Annotated in this window: 16 protein-coding genes and 1 tRNA gene; 11 read left to right on the top strand and 6 right to left on the bottom strand. The window is 31.8% G+C overall.

The features are described from left to right. Window positions 1–72 precede the first annotated feature (72 nt). The 8 genes from IW18_RS10415 to IW18_RS10380 all read left to right on the top strand — a co-directional run bounded on the left by IW18_RS10415 (window position 73) and on the right by IW18_RS10380 (window position 9221). Entirely contained in the window at window positions 73–1383 is a 1311-nt protein-coding gene (locus IW18_RS10415; protein ID WP_041517515.1) for an FtsW/RodA/SpoVE family cell cycle protein, read from the top strand. Window positions 1384–1430: 47 nt separating this feature from the next. Further along, entirely contained in the window at window positions 1431–2519 is a 1089-nt protein-coding gene (gene murG / locus IW18_RS10410; protein ID WP_041517514.1) for an undecaprenyldiphospho-muramoylpentapeptide beta-N-acetylglucosaminyltransferase, read from the top strand. A gap of 209 nt (window positions 2520–2728) precedes the next feature. Next, the gene (gene murC, locus IW18_RS10405) at window positions 2729–4078 is read left to right on the top strand and encodes a UDP-N-acetylmuramate--L-alanine ligase (RefSeq protein WP_041517513.1); all 1350 of its coding nucleotides are present in this window, start codon (window positions 2729–2731) and stop codon (window positions 4076–4078) included. After that, window positions 4065–4787, top strand: coding sequence for a cell division protein FtsQ/DivIB (locus IW18_RS10400; protein WP_041517512.1), 723 nt, complete (start codon window positions 4065–4067; stop codon window positions 4785–4787). The genes murC and IW18_RS10400 overlap by 14 nt, the downstream gene beginning before the upstream one ends. Before the next feature lie 6 nt (window positions 4788–4793). Beyond that, entirely contained in the window at window positions 4794–6215 is a 1422-nt protein-coding gene (gene ftsA / locus IW18_RS10395) for a cell division protein FtsA (protein ID WP_041517511.1), read from the top strand. Between the two features lie 84 nt (window positions 6216–6299). Further along, a complete protein-coding gene (gene ftsZ / locus IW18_RS10390) occupies window positions 6300–8357 on the top strand; it encodes a cell division protein FtsZ (protein ID WP_041517510.1) in 2058 nt (685 codons plus the stop codon). Between the two features lie 266 nt (window positions 8358–8623). Then, window positions 8624–9073, top strand: a complete 450-nt coding sequence (locus tag IW18_RS10385; RefSeq protein WP_041517509.1) for a GatB/YqeY domain-containing protein — start codon at window positions 8624–8626, stop codon at window positions 9071–9073. 74 nt (window positions 9074–9147) lie between these two features. Beyond that, window positions 9148–9221 (top strand) — tRNA-Arg (locus IW18_RS10380). Between the two features lie 143 nt (window positions 9222–9364). On the opposite strand, the gene IW18_RS10375 is transcribed toward IW18_RS10380, so the two are convergent. Together IW18_RS10375 and IW18_RS10370 are read right to left on the bottom strand one after the other, a co-directional pair. Next, the gene (locus tag IW18_RS10375; protein WP_041517508.1) at window positions 9365–9895 is read right to left on the bottom strand and encodes a hypothetical protein; all 531 of its coding nucleotides are present in this window, start codon (window positions 9893–9895) and stop codon (window positions 9365–9367) included. Window positions 9896–9929: 34 nt separating this feature from the next. Next, the gene (locus IW18_RS10370) at window positions 9930–10394 is read right to left on the bottom strand and encodes an Mpo1 family 2-hydroxy fatty acid dioxygenase (RefSeq protein WP_041517507.1); all 465 of its coding nucleotides are present in this window, start codon (window positions 10392–10394) and stop codon (window positions 9930–9932) included. Between the two features lie 190 nt (window positions 10395–10584). On the opposite strand from IW18_RS10370, the gene IW18_RS10365 reads away from it, so the two are divergent. Further along, the gene (locus IW18_RS10365) at window positions 10585–10821 is read left to right on the top strand and encodes a hypothetical protein (protein WP_041517506.1); all 237 of its coding nucleotides are present in this window, start codon (window positions 10585–10587) and stop codon (window positions 10819–10821) included. Window positions 10822–10862: 41 nt separating this feature from the next. Here IW18_RS10365 and IW18_RS23450 read toward each other — a convergent pair whose 3' ends face one another. Together IW18_RS23450 and IW18_RS10360 are read right to left on the bottom strand one after the other, a co-directional pair. Then, window positions 10863–11348: a CPBP family intramembrane glutamic endopeptidase gene (locus tag IW18_RS23450; RefSeq protein ID WP_084607938.1), complete on the bottom strand. Its 486-nt coding sequence runs from the start codon at window positions 11346–11348 to the stop codon at window positions 10863–10865. Window positions 11349–11448: 100 nt separating this feature from the next. Continuing rightward, the gene (locus IW18_RS10360; RefSeq protein ID WP_041517505.1) at window positions 11449–12690 is read right to left on the bottom strand and encodes a TMEM143 family protein; all 1242 of its coding nucleotides are present in this window, start codon (window positions 12688–12690) and stop codon (window positions 11449–11451) included. Window positions 12691–13157: 467 nt separating this feature from the next. On the opposite strand from IW18_RS10360, the gene IW18_RS10355 reads away from it, so the two are divergent. Then, complete coding sequence (locus tag IW18_RS10355) at window positions 13158–13766, top strand: YkgJ family cysteine cluster protein (protein ID WP_041517504.1); 609 nt, start codon at window positions 13158–13160, stop codon at window positions 13764–13766. A 1-nt stretch (window position 13767) separates the two neighbouring features. On the opposite strand, the gene IW18_RS10350 is transcribed toward IW18_RS10355, so the two are convergent. Together IW18_RS10350 and IW18_RS10345 are read right to left on the bottom strand one after the other, a co-directional pair. Then, window positions 13768–14235 (bottom strand): hypothetical protein, encoded by a 468-nt coding sequence (locus IW18_RS10350; RefSeq protein WP_041517503.1) that lies wholly within the window; start codon window positions 14233–14235, stop codon window positions 13768–13770. 713 nt (window positions 14236–14948) lie between these two features. Beyond that, complete coding sequence (locus IW18_RS10345) at window positions 14949–15155, bottom strand: hypothetical protein (RefSeq protein ID WP_041517502.1); 207 nt, start codon at window positions 15153–15155, stop codon at window positions 14949–14951. 90 nt (window positions 15156–15245) lie between these two features. Here IW18_RS10345 and IW18_RS10340 point away from each other — a divergent pair, with 90 nt between their 5' ends. Further along, the gene (locus tag IW18_RS10340) at window positions 15246–15944 is read left to right on the top strand and encodes a S24 family peptidase (RefSeq protein WP_041517501.1); all 699 of its coding nucleotides are present in this window, start codon (window positions 15246–15248) and stop codon (window positions 15942–15944) included. The last annotated feature ends 22 nt before the right edge of the window (window positions 15945–15966 follow it).

Genomic DNA, 15966 nt, shown 5'->3' with positions numbered 1-15966 from the left:
AAAAATATGTTTCAAGTTTCATGTTGTGAGAACTTGAAACCTGAAACAAGAAAAACTTGAAACTAAAGAGGAATGAAGGAGTTAGTAAACAAATTAAAAGGAGATAGAGTAATATGGTCATTCGTGGCTTTATTAGCACTGTTTTCGTTTATGCCTGTTTTTAGTGCGAGTAGTAACTTGGCTTATATTGGTCACGGAACTGGGAATACTTTAGGTTATTTAGTAAAACATTTAGCTCACGTTTGTATTGGTTTCTTGATAATTTATTGGGTACACAGAGTACCGTATCATTATTTTAGAGCTATTTCAAAAATAGCTTTACCGGTAGTTTGGTTTCTTTTGCTTTATACATTACTTAAAGGAACTGTAATTGCGGGAGCAAACGCAAGTCGTTGGATTCAGGTGCCGTTTATTGGTATTACGTTTCAGACTTCGACTTTAGCAGCTAGTATTTTATTCATATTTGTTGCGCGTTATTTGTCTAAAACCAAAGAAGAAAATGAGCCATTTCAAGTATCATTAATACAACTTTGGTTACCGGTTTTTATAACATTGGCACTTATATTACCAGCCAACTTTTCGACCACAGCGTTGATATTTGCAATGGTAATTATGTTAACGTTTATTGGTCGATATCCGTTAAAGTATATTGGTTTTATTATAGGATCAGGAATCGGGATGTTGTTGTTCTTTCTTTTGGTTGCCAAAGCATTTCCGGAATCAAGATTCTTTAGTAGGGTGTCAACTTGGGAAAGTCGTATTACGAACTTTACCACAGACAAACCAGATGAAGACGATTATCAAATTGAAAAAGCAAAAATTGCAATTGCATCTGGTAGATTAGGTGGAGTAGGACCAGGAAAAAGTGTTCAGAAAAATTTTTTACCACAATCATCTTCGGATTTTATTTATGCTATTATTGTAGAAGAATATGGTTTAGTGGGCGGAGTAGCTATATTGGTTTTGTATCTGTTATTATTATTCAGATTTGTAATAGCTTCACATAAAGCTACCACGTTATTTGGAAAATTAGTCGTCGTTGGTCTCGGGTTTCCCATGATATTTCAGGCGATGATTAATATGGCAGTTGCGGTCGAATTATTACCTGTAACTGGGCAAACACTTCCGTTAATCAGTAGTGGTGGTAGTTCGATCTGGATGACTTGTTTCTCTCTCGGAATTATCATTAGTGTAACCAAGAAAGAGGAAGAAATTGCCGAAGAACAAGAAGAAAAAGAAAGACGTAAAGAAGCACTTCAAAGATTAATTGATAAAGAATTATCAGAAGAAGATTTGTCGGTTGAAGAAATATATGAAGAACAAGGAATGTATTCAATCGAAGATAATTCAAGAAATCCGATGAATGCAGTATTAAATAAATAAAGTTTAAAAATAGGATAGTTTTTAAAACGTCGTAACTTTTAAAAAATATGACACAGTATAAATTCATACTAAGTGGTGGCGGTACAGGAGGGCATATTTATCCTGCAATTGCGATTGCAAACGAATTAAAATTACAATTTCCTGATGCAGAATTTCTTTTTGTGGGCGCCAGAGATAAAATGGAAATGCAAAAAGTGCCTCAGGCTGGTTACGAAATAAAAGGTCTTTGGATAGCTGGCTTACAACGAAAATTGACTTTGCAAAATTTAATGTTTCCGTTAAAATTGGCAACAAGTTTGCTAGAGTCAAGACGAATTATAAAACAATTCAAGCCAAATGTAGTAATAGGTACAGGAGGTTTTGCCAGCGGACCATTATTGCAAGCGGCAGGTTCGGCAGGAATTCCGACGGTAGTTCAAGAGCAAAATTCTTTTCCTGGAATTACAAATAAGCTCTTGAGTAAAAAGGCAAATGCAATTTGTGTTGCTTACGAAAATTTAGAAAGATTTTTTCCGAAAGAAAAGATCGTTTTAACAGGGAATCCAGTTCGTCAGGATTTAATTGATATTGATAGTAAACGTGACGAAGCAATTGCTTTTTATGGTTTAGATCCGAATAAAAAAACATTATTAGTTTTAGGAGGAAGTTTAGGAGCTAGAAGAATCAATCAGTTAATTGAAAAAGAATTACAAAATATACTTTCTCAAGATGTTCAGATAATCTGGCAATGCGGAAAATTATATTTTGAAGATTATAAAAAATACAATCAGCAAAACGTAAGAGTTGTTGATTTTATAGAAAGAATGGATTTTGTTTATGCAGCTGCAGACGTAATTATTTCAAGAGCAGGAGCATCATCGGTTTCGGAATTATGTATTGTAGGGAAACCGGTAATTTTTATTCCGTCGCCAAATGTTGCCGAAGATCATCAAACAAAAAATGCGCAAGCAATTGTCGATGAAAAAGGAGCAATTCTATTGAAAGAATCAGAATTGGAAAGTGAATTTAGTATTGTTTTTGAAGCGCTGTTGAAAGATCAAGGAAAACAAAAACAACTAAGTGACAATATTAAAAAGCTGGCGATGCCAAAAGCGACTCAGGCAATTGTTGCAGAGATCGTGAAGTTAATTAAATAAGAATATTTAATGAATTTTATTCTAATTATATTTTTTCTGGTTATTATGTTGATTGGAGTTGCATATTACTTTGATTATAAAAATGACAAAAAATATTTTAGTAAATCAATAAGAAATTTAGGTTCATTAATAATGGCAATTTTAGTTGCTTATATTTTTTCAGAACTAGTCTATATGATTTTAGAATAATTTGCAAATAAAAAAAGAAAATGAATTTAAATCAAATACAAAACGTTTATTTTATTGGTATCGGAGGCATCGGAATGAGTGCTTTGGCTCGCTATTTTAAAAATATAGGGAAACGAGTTTCGGGTTATGATAAAACGCCGTCAATGCTAACAAGTGAATTAATTGAAAGTGGTATTGATATTCATTTTGAAGATAATATTAGTTTGATTCCTAATGATTACTACGTTGAGAATACATTAGTGATTTTTACACCGGCTGTACCAAAAACACATTCAGAGTGGAATTACTTTGTTGAAAGACAATATGAAGTTAAAAAACGTGCCGAGGTTTTAGGAATTATAACCAAAGGTACTTTTAGTTTTGCTGTTGCGGGAACACATGGTAAAACAACGACCTCTAGTATTTTAGGGCATATTTTATATGAAAGTGGCGCAGATGTTACGGCATTTGTGGGTGGAATTGTAGAAAATTACAATTCTAATTTAATTGGAAATGGAAAAACTGTAACTGTTGTTGAGGCAGATGAATTTGATCGTTCATTTTTGCACCTACATCCAAATATCGCTTGTATCACATCTATGGATGCAGATCATTTAGATATTTACGGAACAAGTGAAGCAATAGAAGCTTCGTTTGTAGAGTTTGCATCAAAAGTAGAAGATAAAAATAATCTTTTTATAACAAAAGAATTGCCGCTTGAGGGAGTTCAATGTGCTATAAATGAAGATGCTGTATATAAAGCGTTCAATGTTCGTATAGAAGATGGAAGTTATGTTTTTGATGTGCAAACGCCATCAGAAATAATGAAAGATCTTCATTTTGGACTACCGGGAAAACATAATTTAATGAATGGATTGATGGCTATTGCGATGGCGAAAACTTTCGGCACCCCAACCGAGTCTATTGCAAAAGCCATTGCTTCATTCAACGGAATTAGAAGGCGTTTTTCGTATCAAATTAAGTCAGATAATCTTGTTTATATAGATGATTATGCACATCATCCAACAGAGATAAATGCAGTACATCAAGCAGTTAGGGAATTGTATCCGGAACGTAAAGTTTTAGCAATTTTTCAGCCGCATTTATTTAGTAGAACTAGAGATTTTGCTGATGGATTTGCTGAAAGTTTATCGCAATTTGATGAAGTGTTATTAATGGATATTTATCCTGCACGTGAATTACCGATGGAAGGAATTACATCGGAATGGCTTTTGGGAAAAATGACAAATTCGAATAAAAAAATTGTTGCAAAAGAAAGTTTATTAGCGGAAATCAAAGCCAGTGATGCGCCAATAATTGTAACAATAGGAGCTGGAGATCTTGGAGAAATGGTTCCATCAATCAAAAAAATGCTAAATGAAAATATTTAATTGGACAAATATTCGATTAATTCTCATTTTTGTGCTTGTACTATTTTTGTATTCGTTTGCGCAACATCGAAACGGAGATCGAAAATTGAAGAAATCTATGGTTGTTTTTGTAGGAGAAAATACGCTTTTTGTGAAGCCGGAAACGGTTAATAAATTGTTGATAGAAAATAAAAGAGACGCTTCCAGTATTAGAAAAGATGAGTTAGATTTGAATAAGATTGAAAAAACCCTTGATGCGCAAGACATGATTGAGAAGTCAAATGTTTTTGTAAGTATCGATGGCGTTCTAAAAGCGGTAGTAAAACAGAAGACACCAATAGCAAGAGTTTATGATGGTGAACAGTCTTTTTATATTGACTATGAGGGAGATAAAATGCCTTTGTCTGATAATTTTACAGCGCGAGTTCCTCTTGTTTCAGGGGCAATTAATAAAAAAAATAACGAAGATTTAGCAGCGCTATTTCGCACGATTTATGACGATGAGTTTTTGAAAAAAAACATCATTGCAATAGAGATTATGCCGAATGGTAGCCTAAAAATGTATAATCGAAATTATAATTACTTCATTGATTTTGGCAGAACGATGAATGTTGATAAGAAATTTAGAAATTATAAAGCTTTTTTTCAAAAAGCAGTTTTAGATAGTTCGTTATATAAATACAATAAAATTGACCTTAGGTTTACGGAACAAGTAGTTTGCACAAAATAATAGAAAATGGAAAAAGATAACATTGCAGTAGGTCTAGATATTGGAACGACAAAGATAGTTGCCATGATCGGCAAGAAGAATGAGTATGGTAAGTTGGAAATCTTAGGTATTGGTAAATCCAAAAGCCTTGGAGTTGCTAGAGGTGTTGTAAACAACATTACTCAAACAATTCAATCAATTCAACAAGCAATACTTGAAGCAGAGAATAATTCAGGTTATAAAATTAAAGATGTAGTTGTAGGTATTGCAGGACAACACATAAGAAGTATACAGCATACAGATTACATCAGCCGTAATAATCCGGAAGAAGTAATAGGCGAAAAAGATATTCAACTTTTGATTGACCAAGTAAATAAACTTGCGATGCTACCGGGAGAAGAAATTATTCACGTTTTGCCACAAGAATTTAAAATTGACGGACAATCTGAGATTAAAGAACCAATCGGGATGTATGGTGGAAGATTAGAATCTAGTTTTCACGTAGTAGTTGGTCAGGCATCATCAATCAGAAATGTTGGAAGATGTATCCAGAGTTCAGGAATCGAATTGTCAGGCTTGACATTAGAGCCTTTAGCCTCAGCAGATGCAGTTTTAAGTCAGGAAGAAAAAGAAGCAGGAGTAGCTCTAATTGATATCGGAGGCGGGACAACAGATTTAGCCATTTTTAAAGACGGAATCATTCGTCATACAGCAGTAATCCCTTTTGGAGGAAATGTAATTACAGATGATATTAAAGAAGGTTGTTCGATTATCGAAAAACAAGCAGAGTTATTAAAAATAAAATTCGGATCAGCTTGGCCAGGAGAAAATAAAGACAACGAAATTGTTTCTATTCCAGGTTTAAGAGGAAGAGAGCCAAAAGAAATTTCGCTTAAAAACTTATCTAAAATTATTCATGCTCGTGTAGTAGAAATAGTAGAACAGGTTTTTGCCGAAATTAAGGCTTACGGACACGAAGATCCTCGTAAAAAATTAATTGCGGGAATCGTTCTTACAGGTGGTGGCGCTCAACTAAAACACATTAAGCAATTAGTGGAGTACATTACAGGGATGGATACCAGAATTGGATATCCAAACGAACACTTAGCAGGAAATTCTAGCGAAGAAATCTCTAGTCCGTTATTTGCAACCGCAGTTGGTTTAGTAATGAATAGTATTGAAAATAGTACACAAAGTGCTGTAAGAATGGAGATTGTAAATGAACAGCCAAAAGTAGTTTACAGAAATGTTCCAGCTCAACCGCAACAACCCGTACAACAGCGATACGAAGTAGAAGAAAATTACGTTGAAAGAGTAGAAACTATCGAAGATATAAGAGAAGTTAGAAATAACGTCGCTAAAGAAGAATCTACAGAAACAAAAATTAGAAGATCATTTTTTGATCGATATGTCGATAAAATCAAAGATTTTTTAGACAACGCAGAATAAAACAAAATTAGAAAAGGATTACTTTTTTGGCCCCAAGTCAAGAAGTATAAAATGTATTAAATAAGAATTTCAAAAACCAAAAAGATGATGAGCAACTCAGAATTTGGAAGTATTTCATTTGATTTACCAAAAAACCAATCAAATGTTATCAAAGTAATAGGTGTAGGTGGAGGTGGTAGTAATGCTATCAACCACATGTTTAAACAAGGTATTAAAGGCGTTGATTTCATCGTTTGTAATACCGATTCACAAGCACTACAAAACAGTTCCGTACCAAACAAAATTCAGTTAGGTATGAACTTAACAGAAGGTCTTGGAGCAGGGGCAAATCCAGATGTAGGACAGCAATCAGCTATTGAGAGTATCGCCGATATCGAAAAAATGTTAGACCGTGGTACTAAAATGGTATTTATTACCGCTGGTATGGGTGGTGGTACAGGTACAGGTGCAGCTCCGGTAATTGCACAATTAGCCAAAGAAAGAGAAATCTTAACAGTTGGTATTGTGACCATTCCATTTCAGTTTGAAGGGAAAGTGCGTCAGGAACAAGCGCTTTTGGGAATCGAAAAATTGCGTAAGCAAGTAGATTCGTTAATTGTGATCAATAATAATAAATTAAGAGAAGTATACGGAAATCTTGGTTTTAAAGCAGGATTCTCTAAAGCTGATGAAGTTTTGGCAACTGCCTCTAGAGGTATTGCTGAAGTAATTACGCATCACTATACTCAAAATATCGATTTACGTGATGCTAAAACTGTTTTGTCAAACAGTGGAACAGCAATCATGGGATCTTCTGTTGCGGCAGGCGAGAACAGAGCAAAAGATGCTATCGTTTCAGCATTAGATTCTCCGTTATTAAATGATAACAAAATTACAGGAGCCAAAAACGTATTGTTGCTTATCGTTTCTGGATCAAACGAAATTACATTGGATGAGATTGGAGAAATCAATGATCACATTCAAGTAGAAGCAGGACATAACGCGAATATTATCATGGGAGTTGGTGAAGACGAAACTCTTGGTGATGCTATTGCTGTAACTATTATTGCAACAGGTTTTGATGTTGAACAACAAAACGAAATTGTAAATACAGAACCTAAAAAAATTATTCATACGTTAGAAGATGAACAAAGAAGCGTTCATAATTTAACGAATAAATCAGTTACATCTTTTGATTTAAACGCTGAAACACCTACTGCAAAATCTGAAGAAAAAATTGTTTTTGATTTAATGGATGATGATGAAGATGCGATAACTCCGTTTACAGCTACGCATGTTGCTCCAGTTGAAGTTGCTCCAATTGAAGTTGCGCCGGTTGCTGTTAGTCCATCAGCGAACGCTGCAAGTAATTCATCTATGAACCAAGAGGAATTAGTGGTTATGTCTGAGTTTATCAAAAACCTTGATGTAACTTTCGAAATCGTTTCGCCTATTACAGATATCGATTTTACAATTTCAGCTCCGGAAGTACAAAATTTCCAGGAAATAAAACCAATTCAACAAGTTCAACAAAGAACTTTTGAAAGAGAAGAGCAAACGACTTTTTCATTTGATTTGCCTCTTTTTAGATCAGAGCCAGAAGTAAAAAAAGAACCAGTTGCTCAGCAAGAAAACAAAGTGTTGTTTGAATTATCAAATGAGACTCGTAACATAAAAGTAAACGATCCAGTACAGTTTGTACCGGTAACAGAGCTTTCTGATAACGGAATCATCAAATATTCTCTTGAAGAGTATATGGAAGTTGAGAACGATTTAATGGCATCAAAAGCGGTTGAAAAAGTAGCAGAAGAAGTAATTCCTGAGGAATTAAATATCACTATGAAGCCAAAAGTTGATTTTGCCAGCGAAGCTAGTTTTACAACTACATCTGAGGTTTCTCCGATGGAATTAACGATCGAGGAAACTTTACGTTTAAGAGCTGAGGAAAGAAGAAAAAAATTAAAAGAATTTAATTATAAATTCCATAATAACGTTTCTAGAATTGACGAACTTGAAAAAGAACCTGCTTACAAAAGATTAGGAATCGATTTGTCAAATTCACAATCAAATAATACAAATTCTAGAATTTCAGTTGGTACAGATAGTAACAACGATTTACAATTACGTTCAAACAATTCATTTTTGCACGACAACGTAGATTAATTTTACAATCATAATAATAGGGTAGCCCGAAAATTGGATTTAATTTTCGGGTTATTTTTTTTATCTTCGCACAGAATTTAAAATTTGACTTAAAAAGGAAAGTATTTAAGAAATATTGTCACCCTAAGCGAAGTCAAAGGCTTGCTTACTAAATGGAGCTTCTCCCGAAGTTTCGGGACGCTTAGCCTGACAAAAGCTAAAAGTCAAAAACAAATTCTCAAACATTCTATAAATTTATAAGCCTGGCTTATTTAAATAAAAAACATATGAGTTTACAAACATTAATCATGGACGAGATTAAAACCGCCATGAGAGCAAAAGATACAGTAGCATTAGAAGCATTAAGAGCAATTAAATCTGAAATGTTATTAGCTGCAACAGCTTCTGGTTCTAAAGAAGAATTAACAGAAGATGACGAAATTAAATTACTTCAGAGATTGGTTAAAACTCGTAAAGAAAGTGCAAGAATTTTTACAGAACAAAATCGTCCTGACTTAGCTGAGCCAGAATTAGCTCAGGTTGCTGTAATTGAGAAGTTTTTACCGGCACAATTAAGCGAAGAAGAAGTAGAAGCAGTAGTAGCAAAAATCATTGCTGAAACTGGAGCCTCAGGAATCGCTTCAATGGGTAAAGTTATGGGATTAGCATCTGCACAATTAGGAGGAACTGCTGAAGGAAAAACCATTTCTGCAATTGTTAAAAAATTATTGGTATAAGAATATTTTTAGATTTTAGAGTTCAGATTTTAGATTAAATCTGAATTCTAAAATCATAAATCTACAATAAAAATGACCGCGTAGTTCAACTGGATAGAATATCAGATTTCGGCTCTGAGGGTTGGGGGTTCGAACCCCTCCGCGGTCACTATAAAAAAATGAAAGCCTGCAAAGTGAATATTTTGCAGGCTTTTTTTTATGTCTTTTTTAGATTGTTAAGGAAGTTTGATTTACGGGTTTGTATATTTCACGAAGTTTTGGCTTTAGAATAGTGTCATTTTTTTTTAGTAATTATAAGTTGATCGTGGGTTCTATTTTTTGTTTTACAAATTCAACAACTTTTAAAAAATTTGTTTTTCCGATTTCGCTTTCTGATAAAGTATAATAATTTCCTCCTTTTTTGAATCCAAAGAAAAAAGTATCATCAACAACTTCAGAATATTTAATAGTTTCCCAGTTAATTTTATAATCCCCACCGTAAAATTTAAATCTGAAAAAATCATTTTCAAACTCCCAAATGCTTATTGGATTTATATTCCAAATTTTGATGTTTTCATTCATTAAATTTTCAGTCGTTTTTTTTGCTTTTTTGTATCGCCGTAATCGGTATATATAAGCGATGATGGCAATTATTCCAAGGAGTATGAATAAATTTCCAATATCACCATTTCCGTATAGAATAATAATTCCAAGGGAAATAAAAATGGCTGCAATTGTTATTAATTTTTTATTTTCTGTTTTCGAGTACGACCAAGATTGGTTAAAAGTTAGTTCTATTTGCTTTTTGTAAATTTTTTCGTCAAAAGGTATTTCAAACTTCATATGTGAATTTTTCTTTTTCTTATCATCAACGTTCTTATTTCCTAGAGAACAAATTCTCTACAACCCAAGCTGGACCAATCATCAAAAATTGAAGATCTTTTAAAAAAGAAGGTTTTTTGCCCTCAATATTATGTCCGTAGAATTGTCCGATCCATGCAATTATAAACACGCCAATAGAAAATATCCAAAGAGGAAAAATTTGACTAATGTAGTAATTCACTACCAAACAAATTGCAGATAAAATGGCAATCTTAAAAGCCATTGAAACAGATAATCTGATATAGAAAAAAAGAACAAAAAGCAATATAATAAAAGCCCAATTTTCGATAATGGGAGCATTTAGTTTTAAAATATTGGCAATAAAACCGCTTGGAATACTCATTAATAAACCAACTATCGAAAAGTAAATTGCCGGAACACATACATAATGTATTGCCTTATTCTTTGGGTTCTGATGACTTACGGCATATTCTTCAAACCATTGTTCTAATGTTTTCATTGTTTTGGATTTAGGTATACGTAAATCTAATAAAATTTCTTTTAGATTTCAGGCTTTTAAATAATAGAGTAAAAACTCAAAAAAATAGAGAGTATATCCTATTTAGTTGTTTTAAAAACTTATGCAGGACATGTACTATTTCTTTAATAATTAATTTTGCTTTGACAAATAATTCTATGAAATTTAAATTATGCAGCCAAAAGATTTAGAAAAAGCCTTTCGAGTATTACTTTATTATATTCTAGAAAATAAAGAAATAGTTGATAAATTCAGTCTGGAAAAAAGTAAATCTTACGATTATTCACAATCTAAAGGTAATAATGCAGGAAGTAAAAAAGAAAGATTAAAACTCTTTTTTGGGGCATTAATTATTTTCACGGTACTAACTTCATTCATAACATTAGTAGTTATAACTATTATCTTTTAGCAATTGAATTTATCTGTAGTAGATGTCTTTGAAATGATAGTTTAATGATTGAATTCAGTTACTATAAATACAATGGCATTACAGAGCATATGTGTAAGTAAGGTATATAAAATTCCCCTTTTGTTTATGCTTGCGATATTATATATTGTAGCAAGTAAAAATCCCATTATAAACGTAATAATGACATAGAACAAATTATATGAATGTATTAATCCAAAAAAGAAAGCCGAAATTATACAGCTTATAAATGGAGAAAATTTTTTATTTGCCGTCTCTATAATGGCGTACTGAAATAATATAGTTTCTAACAATGGAATGAAAACAATAATCAGTAAGGCCTTCTCCTGTAATGATGACCCAAAATCATCTTTAAAGCCATCTCTTAGCGGGCGACTGAAGAAATGATTAGTAATAAAAGAAAAAAGCAATGATAATAGCAGGTTAAAAATAATTACAAATAAAATAAACTTGAATAAGCTTATTTTTGAATGGCTAATTTTAATGCAGAAATTATTAAATTGATTCATATGCTTTTGGAAATGCTATGTTGCTTAAATTCTAATTGTTAAAAAGAATTATTATTAAACAAAACAATAACCCGATTGTACGAATATACATTTAATATTATCAACTAAAAATAGCTTTCTGATTGTAATCAAAAACATTATCCCATAATTCATCAATTTTAATAAGCGCATCCTCTAATGCAATTACTTGCCATTTTCCGTTGTTTTCTATACCAAGCCCAATGTTTTTCAATTTCAATAAAGCATCTTTTACATTAAAATCAAGTTCAGTGTTTAATTTTGTTTCAAACCAAGATTCAATTTGAGAATCAAGTTCATCCGCAGTTAAAGGTTTATCACTTTTATATAAAAACGTATAGGCCAAAATAGTTTCTTTAAGCACTTCTTCTTCAGATGAGTTTAAGAGTGAATAAAAAGCACCGCTGTTGTTTCCAAGATTTTTGAAATAAAGACTATCTGAAAGTATTTTGGAGTATTTTATTTTCTTATTTACAAAGTTATTGTATTGACGAAAACAGTAAGCAGAAAGAATTCCTAAAGCGATTAAACCTTGATTTAAAGAAGTTTTACTATTTAATAAATCAATAGTTTCTCCGGTTTGATAAGCATCGTACATCATTATTAAAGCCGGAATTACTTTAGCGCTTAATAATGAAACGCCACCAAAAATTCCGGGAATCCAAAGCAGCAACTTATCTGTTGTTGACATTCTTGGGATTGCATTTGGAAAAATAGTTTCGATGTCATTTTTAGGAACGCGTTTAAAAATTTTTAAAACCACAGATCCAGGCTCAATTGGCATTTTTCCCAATTTAACTTTCTTTTCCTTCAGGAAATGCGTGTCGTTGTAATGCAAATAAATCAAGACACGGTCATAGTATTCGATCTCAATTTCTTTCTTCCAAAAAAAATATTTCTTGACCTTCTCTTTCGATTTGTGATGTCCACGAACATATAATTCAAAATCTTGAAAAGCATTAAAATCGATCGAAAGTTTTAAACCAATTAGGTCCGAATCCTTAAAAGCTTTATCTAAAGTTTCCTGATCAACACGTGTATAATTTCCTTGATTCAGTACAGTAAGTAAAGTTTTTTTAAAAACCGAGAAATCACTTTTTCCAATAAAATTTTTACGTTCTTTTAAACTTAAATCCGGGTCAAACAAAGCATAGTTTTGTTTTAAATTGCGGTTTAGATTAAAAGCTTCGTAATGATAATAATGTTCGATGATATCAAAAAGTCTTTTAAAATCGTCGACAATTTTTTTATCTTTTACGAAAGTAGTTATTTGTTGTTCGAGTAAGAATTCCTTATTAAAGGGAATATAATGTTCTCGTGTCATACAGATTTGAGCTTAATTTAAGTGGGCATTTAATAACGCAAAAGTACGACCACATATTTGATATTCGAATTATTTTTGTAGATAAAAGAATGAATATTAAGTTCAGCCATTTTGTTAAATGGCTGAACATTTATAGTATTGTAGAAAAAAAAGTGGGATTTCAAATCGCTAATAACAATTTGAAATCCCACTTCTTATTCAAAAAAAATGACAAAAATTAAAAAAGCTCTCTTGCAGAAAACTATATTTAAAACTAAAAAAAAATCATAACAATATTAACTAATAATAAGGTTATGACTATGCGTATTTATACGTGTTTTTGTAAAAGCTTAAAGTCTATTAGTATTTTTATTTGAGCAGCTTTAACCTGAAAACTGAAACTTTAAAAGATCAAACCCTAAACTATTCATAAAAAAAACTTTAGATAGCTTGAGCCATTTCTATTAGTCTACCTTACAAAAAAACGTATGGCAATAGAACAAAAGGTTCGAGAGGTTGAGGCATTATTTGATCGTCTTGAAATTGAAATTTCAACTTTCAAATCCAGAACTCATTTGTCTTGTAACGTTGGCTGTGGTAAATGCTGTTCGACACCAAATATAGATGCATCGCCTTTAGAATTTTTTCCTTGGGCATTTTATTTGTTTTTGAATGGTAAAGCCGAAGAAACTTTAGAGTTGCTAAAAAATACCGCTACTAAAAATTGTTTTTTATACCGCTCAATTTCTGTCTTAGAAAATCATAAAGGGAGTTGCAGTAATTATCGATATCGTGGATTAATATGCCGACTTTTTGGATATGGTGCAACCAGCGATAAATTTGGAAAATTGCGACTCGCAACTTGTAATATTATTAAGGAACAACAAAGTAAAAACTTTGCAACAGCCGAAAAAGATATTAATAACGGAATATATGTACCTATTTTTACTAATTATTATATGCAACTGGCACAAATTGATCTTAGATTGGGAATGACTTTATTGCCTATAAATGAAGCATTAAAAATAGCGATTGAAGAAGTTTTGCATTATTATGCCTATCGACCTTTTCCTGACGGATTGGAAAACATTGCGTAAATTAATTTACTTCTGGTCTTTTCATCTCAATTACTTTTTCAATAAACCGAATTAGATTTTCTCTTTCTAGCGAAAATAATGCAGCTTCATCTTCGGTACTCAGATACAAATCTGCAATGCTTTCAGCATTCATTTTATCGTATAAGTAATGATTTTCGGCATATTTTATTAGATCGTCTAAAAAAATTTCGCGTAGTCGCCCTCTTTCAAGAGTTTCAGGATTGCCCTCTTTTATTTTGTCCATTTCAGGTTCGGGTAAATCTATCGTGAGGTAAGTATAGTCAACAGGAACTTTTGAAATCATTTCGGGAGTAACTCTTCCGGAACCAAAGCAGTAAGCGCAGGGTGCAGGTACCCATTTTAGGATTTTGTTTAAGCGGCGTATATCATCCCAGTCAACAAAAGTTTTTCCGAGACATCTAGGGCATTCTAAATCTGATTTTCTAAATAGGAACTTAAAAAGGGTCATTTGTGTATAATTATTTTAGGTAATTAGTGGCGTTGCTAATATAATTATTTATGTAAGAAAAATTAGTTTAATCAAGGTTTTTTTTGAAAAACAAATCTTAAGGAGGAAAGAAGGATTGCATTGGTTAATCAACAAAGACAACAAGGTGAATGCTTATGTTTGTTGTTGTTGTTGTTGTTGTTGTTGTTGTTGTTGTTGTTACTTTTTATATTTCGGTCTAATAGAAAGTAAAAAGTGAAGAGAAGAAGATTTATGAGTTTTGTCATCTTTTGGAAAGGAAAAACATAAAAGTATGTATGTACTATTTGTGTTTTTAATTTTATTGCAATTCTTAATTAGTTTTCCTTGCGATAAAATAAAAAAATTCTGTTTAATTCAAGTCTAAACATAGTGTTTTAGTTAAATCTTTTTTGGAGTCTATTTTTAGTTTTTTATGATAAAAAATAATGTTTAAATTTGAAAAAAAAAGTATAAAAAGACCTCCCTGTTTTTGTCTCTTGATGTTTAATGGAGATAGTGCTATTGGGCTTTTTTATAATTTTAGAAAATATTAATTACTTACGTTTTTGATGAAAGCATTTTTGTTTTTTATTTCAAGTGAATCTAATGTAGATTGATGGTGATATACAGGTACTTAAAAAAAATAACTTTGTACATTTGATTGTTGTTAATTTTTTTTTGTAACTTTCTGATGGTGTTGGCGTTATGTTTTGTTAAAGCTTGTCTGCTTGACTTTCTATTGCTCTTTTTGCTTCGTTATTGAGTTTGTAATACTCTGTTTTAATTGTGTCACAAATTAGACTTACACGATCGCCACGAATCGCTTTTCTAATATAATCATAGGAGTAACCATACCTGTTGTTTATAATCTTTAAGGCATGTTGGTTGTAGCTCACTTTTGTTTTTATATTTTTGTCCATTAGTCTCTTTGTATTAAAAACAATACAAATATAATAAGATATTTCTTAAAAATAAAAAATAAGTAAGGTTTTTTCTTAAAAAAAGTATTTATGATTGAAAATACATTACAAAGGATAAAGAGATATATTGATTTTAGGGGGATAAGGGTCAGTGTTTTGGAGCGGGAGGTAGGGATGTCTAACGGCTCTTTTGCCAGTCAATTGAAAAACAATAAGACCATAGGAGTTGATAAATTAGAAAATATCTTAAAAATTTATGGAGATATTAATGTAGAATGGCTCTTAACTGGAAACGGTAATATGTTAAAGGAAGTTGTACTAGAATATAATGACCCTAAGGTACATCAACTAAAAGAGGAAATAGCAATAATAGAAAATATTCCGGTTTATAATGTACAGACTGTTGACGGAATTGTTGATTTGTTTGGAGATAATAATTCTCAAGTTCCTGTAGATTACATCAAGGTATCTAAAATAGACAAATACGATGGAGCATTGTATATTATTGGGGATAGTATGTATCCTTTGCTTAAAAGTGGTGATATTGTAGTTTATAAAAAAATTAATAACCTACAAAATAATATCATTTGGGGCGAGATGTATTTGGTTTATGTAAACAATGATGATAATGAATTTTTTTTTACGAGATTTTTAAAAAAATCCGAGCGTGAATCTTATGTGCAGTTTGTTTCTCAAAATCCAGATCATCAAACTATAGAATTTCCTATTAGCAGTATCAAAGCAATTGCTTTAGTTAAGGCCTCGGTTAGGATCAATTCGCAATTTTAATTATTAGATATAGATGTTTTTT

Source organism: Flavobacterium hibernum (genome assembly GCF_000832125.1).
GTDB classification, from domain to species: Bacteria; Bacteroidota; Bacteroidia; order Flavobacteriales; family Flavobacteriaceae; genus Flavobacterium; species Flavobacterium hibernum.
This window is presented reverse-complemented; position numbering and strand designations above follow the sequence as displayed.

Bases quoted from the DNA above. Each gene is read 5' to 3' on its own strand.
- ftsZ (WP_041517510.1), top strand. From the start codon at position 6,300: ATGATGAGCAACTCAGAATTTGGAAGTATTTCATTTGATTTACCAAAA.
- ftsA (WP_041517511.1), top strand. From the start codon at position 4,794: ATGGAAAAAGATAACATTGCAGTAGGTCTAGATATTGGAACGACAAAG.
- IW18_RS10400 (WP_041517512.1), top strand. From the start codon at position 4,065: ATGAAAATATTTAATTGGACAAATATTCGATTAATTCTCATTTTTGTG.
- IW18_RS10375 (WP_041517508.1), bottom strand. From the start codon at position 9,895: ATGAAGTTTGAAATACCTTTTGACGAAAAAATTTACAAAAAGCAAATA.
- IW18_RS10415 (WP_041517515.1), top strand. From the start codon at position 73: ATGAAGGAGTTAGTAAACAAATTAAAAGGAGATAGAGTAATATGGTCA.
- murG (WP_041517514.1), top strand. From the start codon at position 1,431: ATGACACAGTATAAATTCATACTAAGTGGTGGCGGTACAGGAGGGCAT.
- IW18_RS10370 (WP_041517507.1), bottom strand. From the start codon at position 10,394: ATGAAAACATTAGAACAATGGTTTGAAGAATATGCCGTAAGTCATCAG.
- IW18_RS10365 (WP_041517506.1), top strand. From the start codon at position 10,585: ATGCAGCCAAAAGATTTAGAAAAAGCCTTTCGAGTATTACTTTATTAT.
- murC (WP_041517513.1), top strand. From the start codon at position 2,729: ATGAATTTAAATCAAATACAAAACGTTTATTTTATTGGTATCGGAGGC.
- IW18_RS10385 (WP_041517509.1), top strand. From the start codon at position 8,624: ATGAGTTTACAAACATTAATCATGGACGAGATTAAAACCGCCATGAGA.
- IW18_RS23450 (WP_084607938.1), bottom strand. From the start codon at position 11,348: ATGAATCAATTTAATAATTTCTGCATTAAAATTAGCCATTCAAAAATA.
- IW18_RS10350 (WP_041517503.1), bottom strand. From the start codon at position 14,235: ATGACCCTTTTTAAGTTCCTATTTAGAAAATCAGATTTAGAATGCCCT.
- IW18_RS10340 (WP_041517501.1), top strand. From the start codon at position 15,246: ATGATTGAAAATACATTACAAAGGATAAAGAGATATATTGATTTTAGG.
- IW18_RS10355 (WP_041517504.1), top strand. From the start codon at position 13,158: ATGGCAATAGAACAAAAGGTTCGAGAGGTTGAGGCATTATTTGATCGT.
- IW18_RS10360 (WP_041517505.1), bottom strand. From the start codon at position 12,690: ATGACACGAGAACATTATATTCCCTTTAATAAGGAATTCTTACTCGAA.
- IW18_RS10345 (WP_041517502.1), bottom strand. From the start codon at position 15,155: ATGGACAAAAATATAAAAACAAAAGTGAGCTACAACCAACATGCCTTA.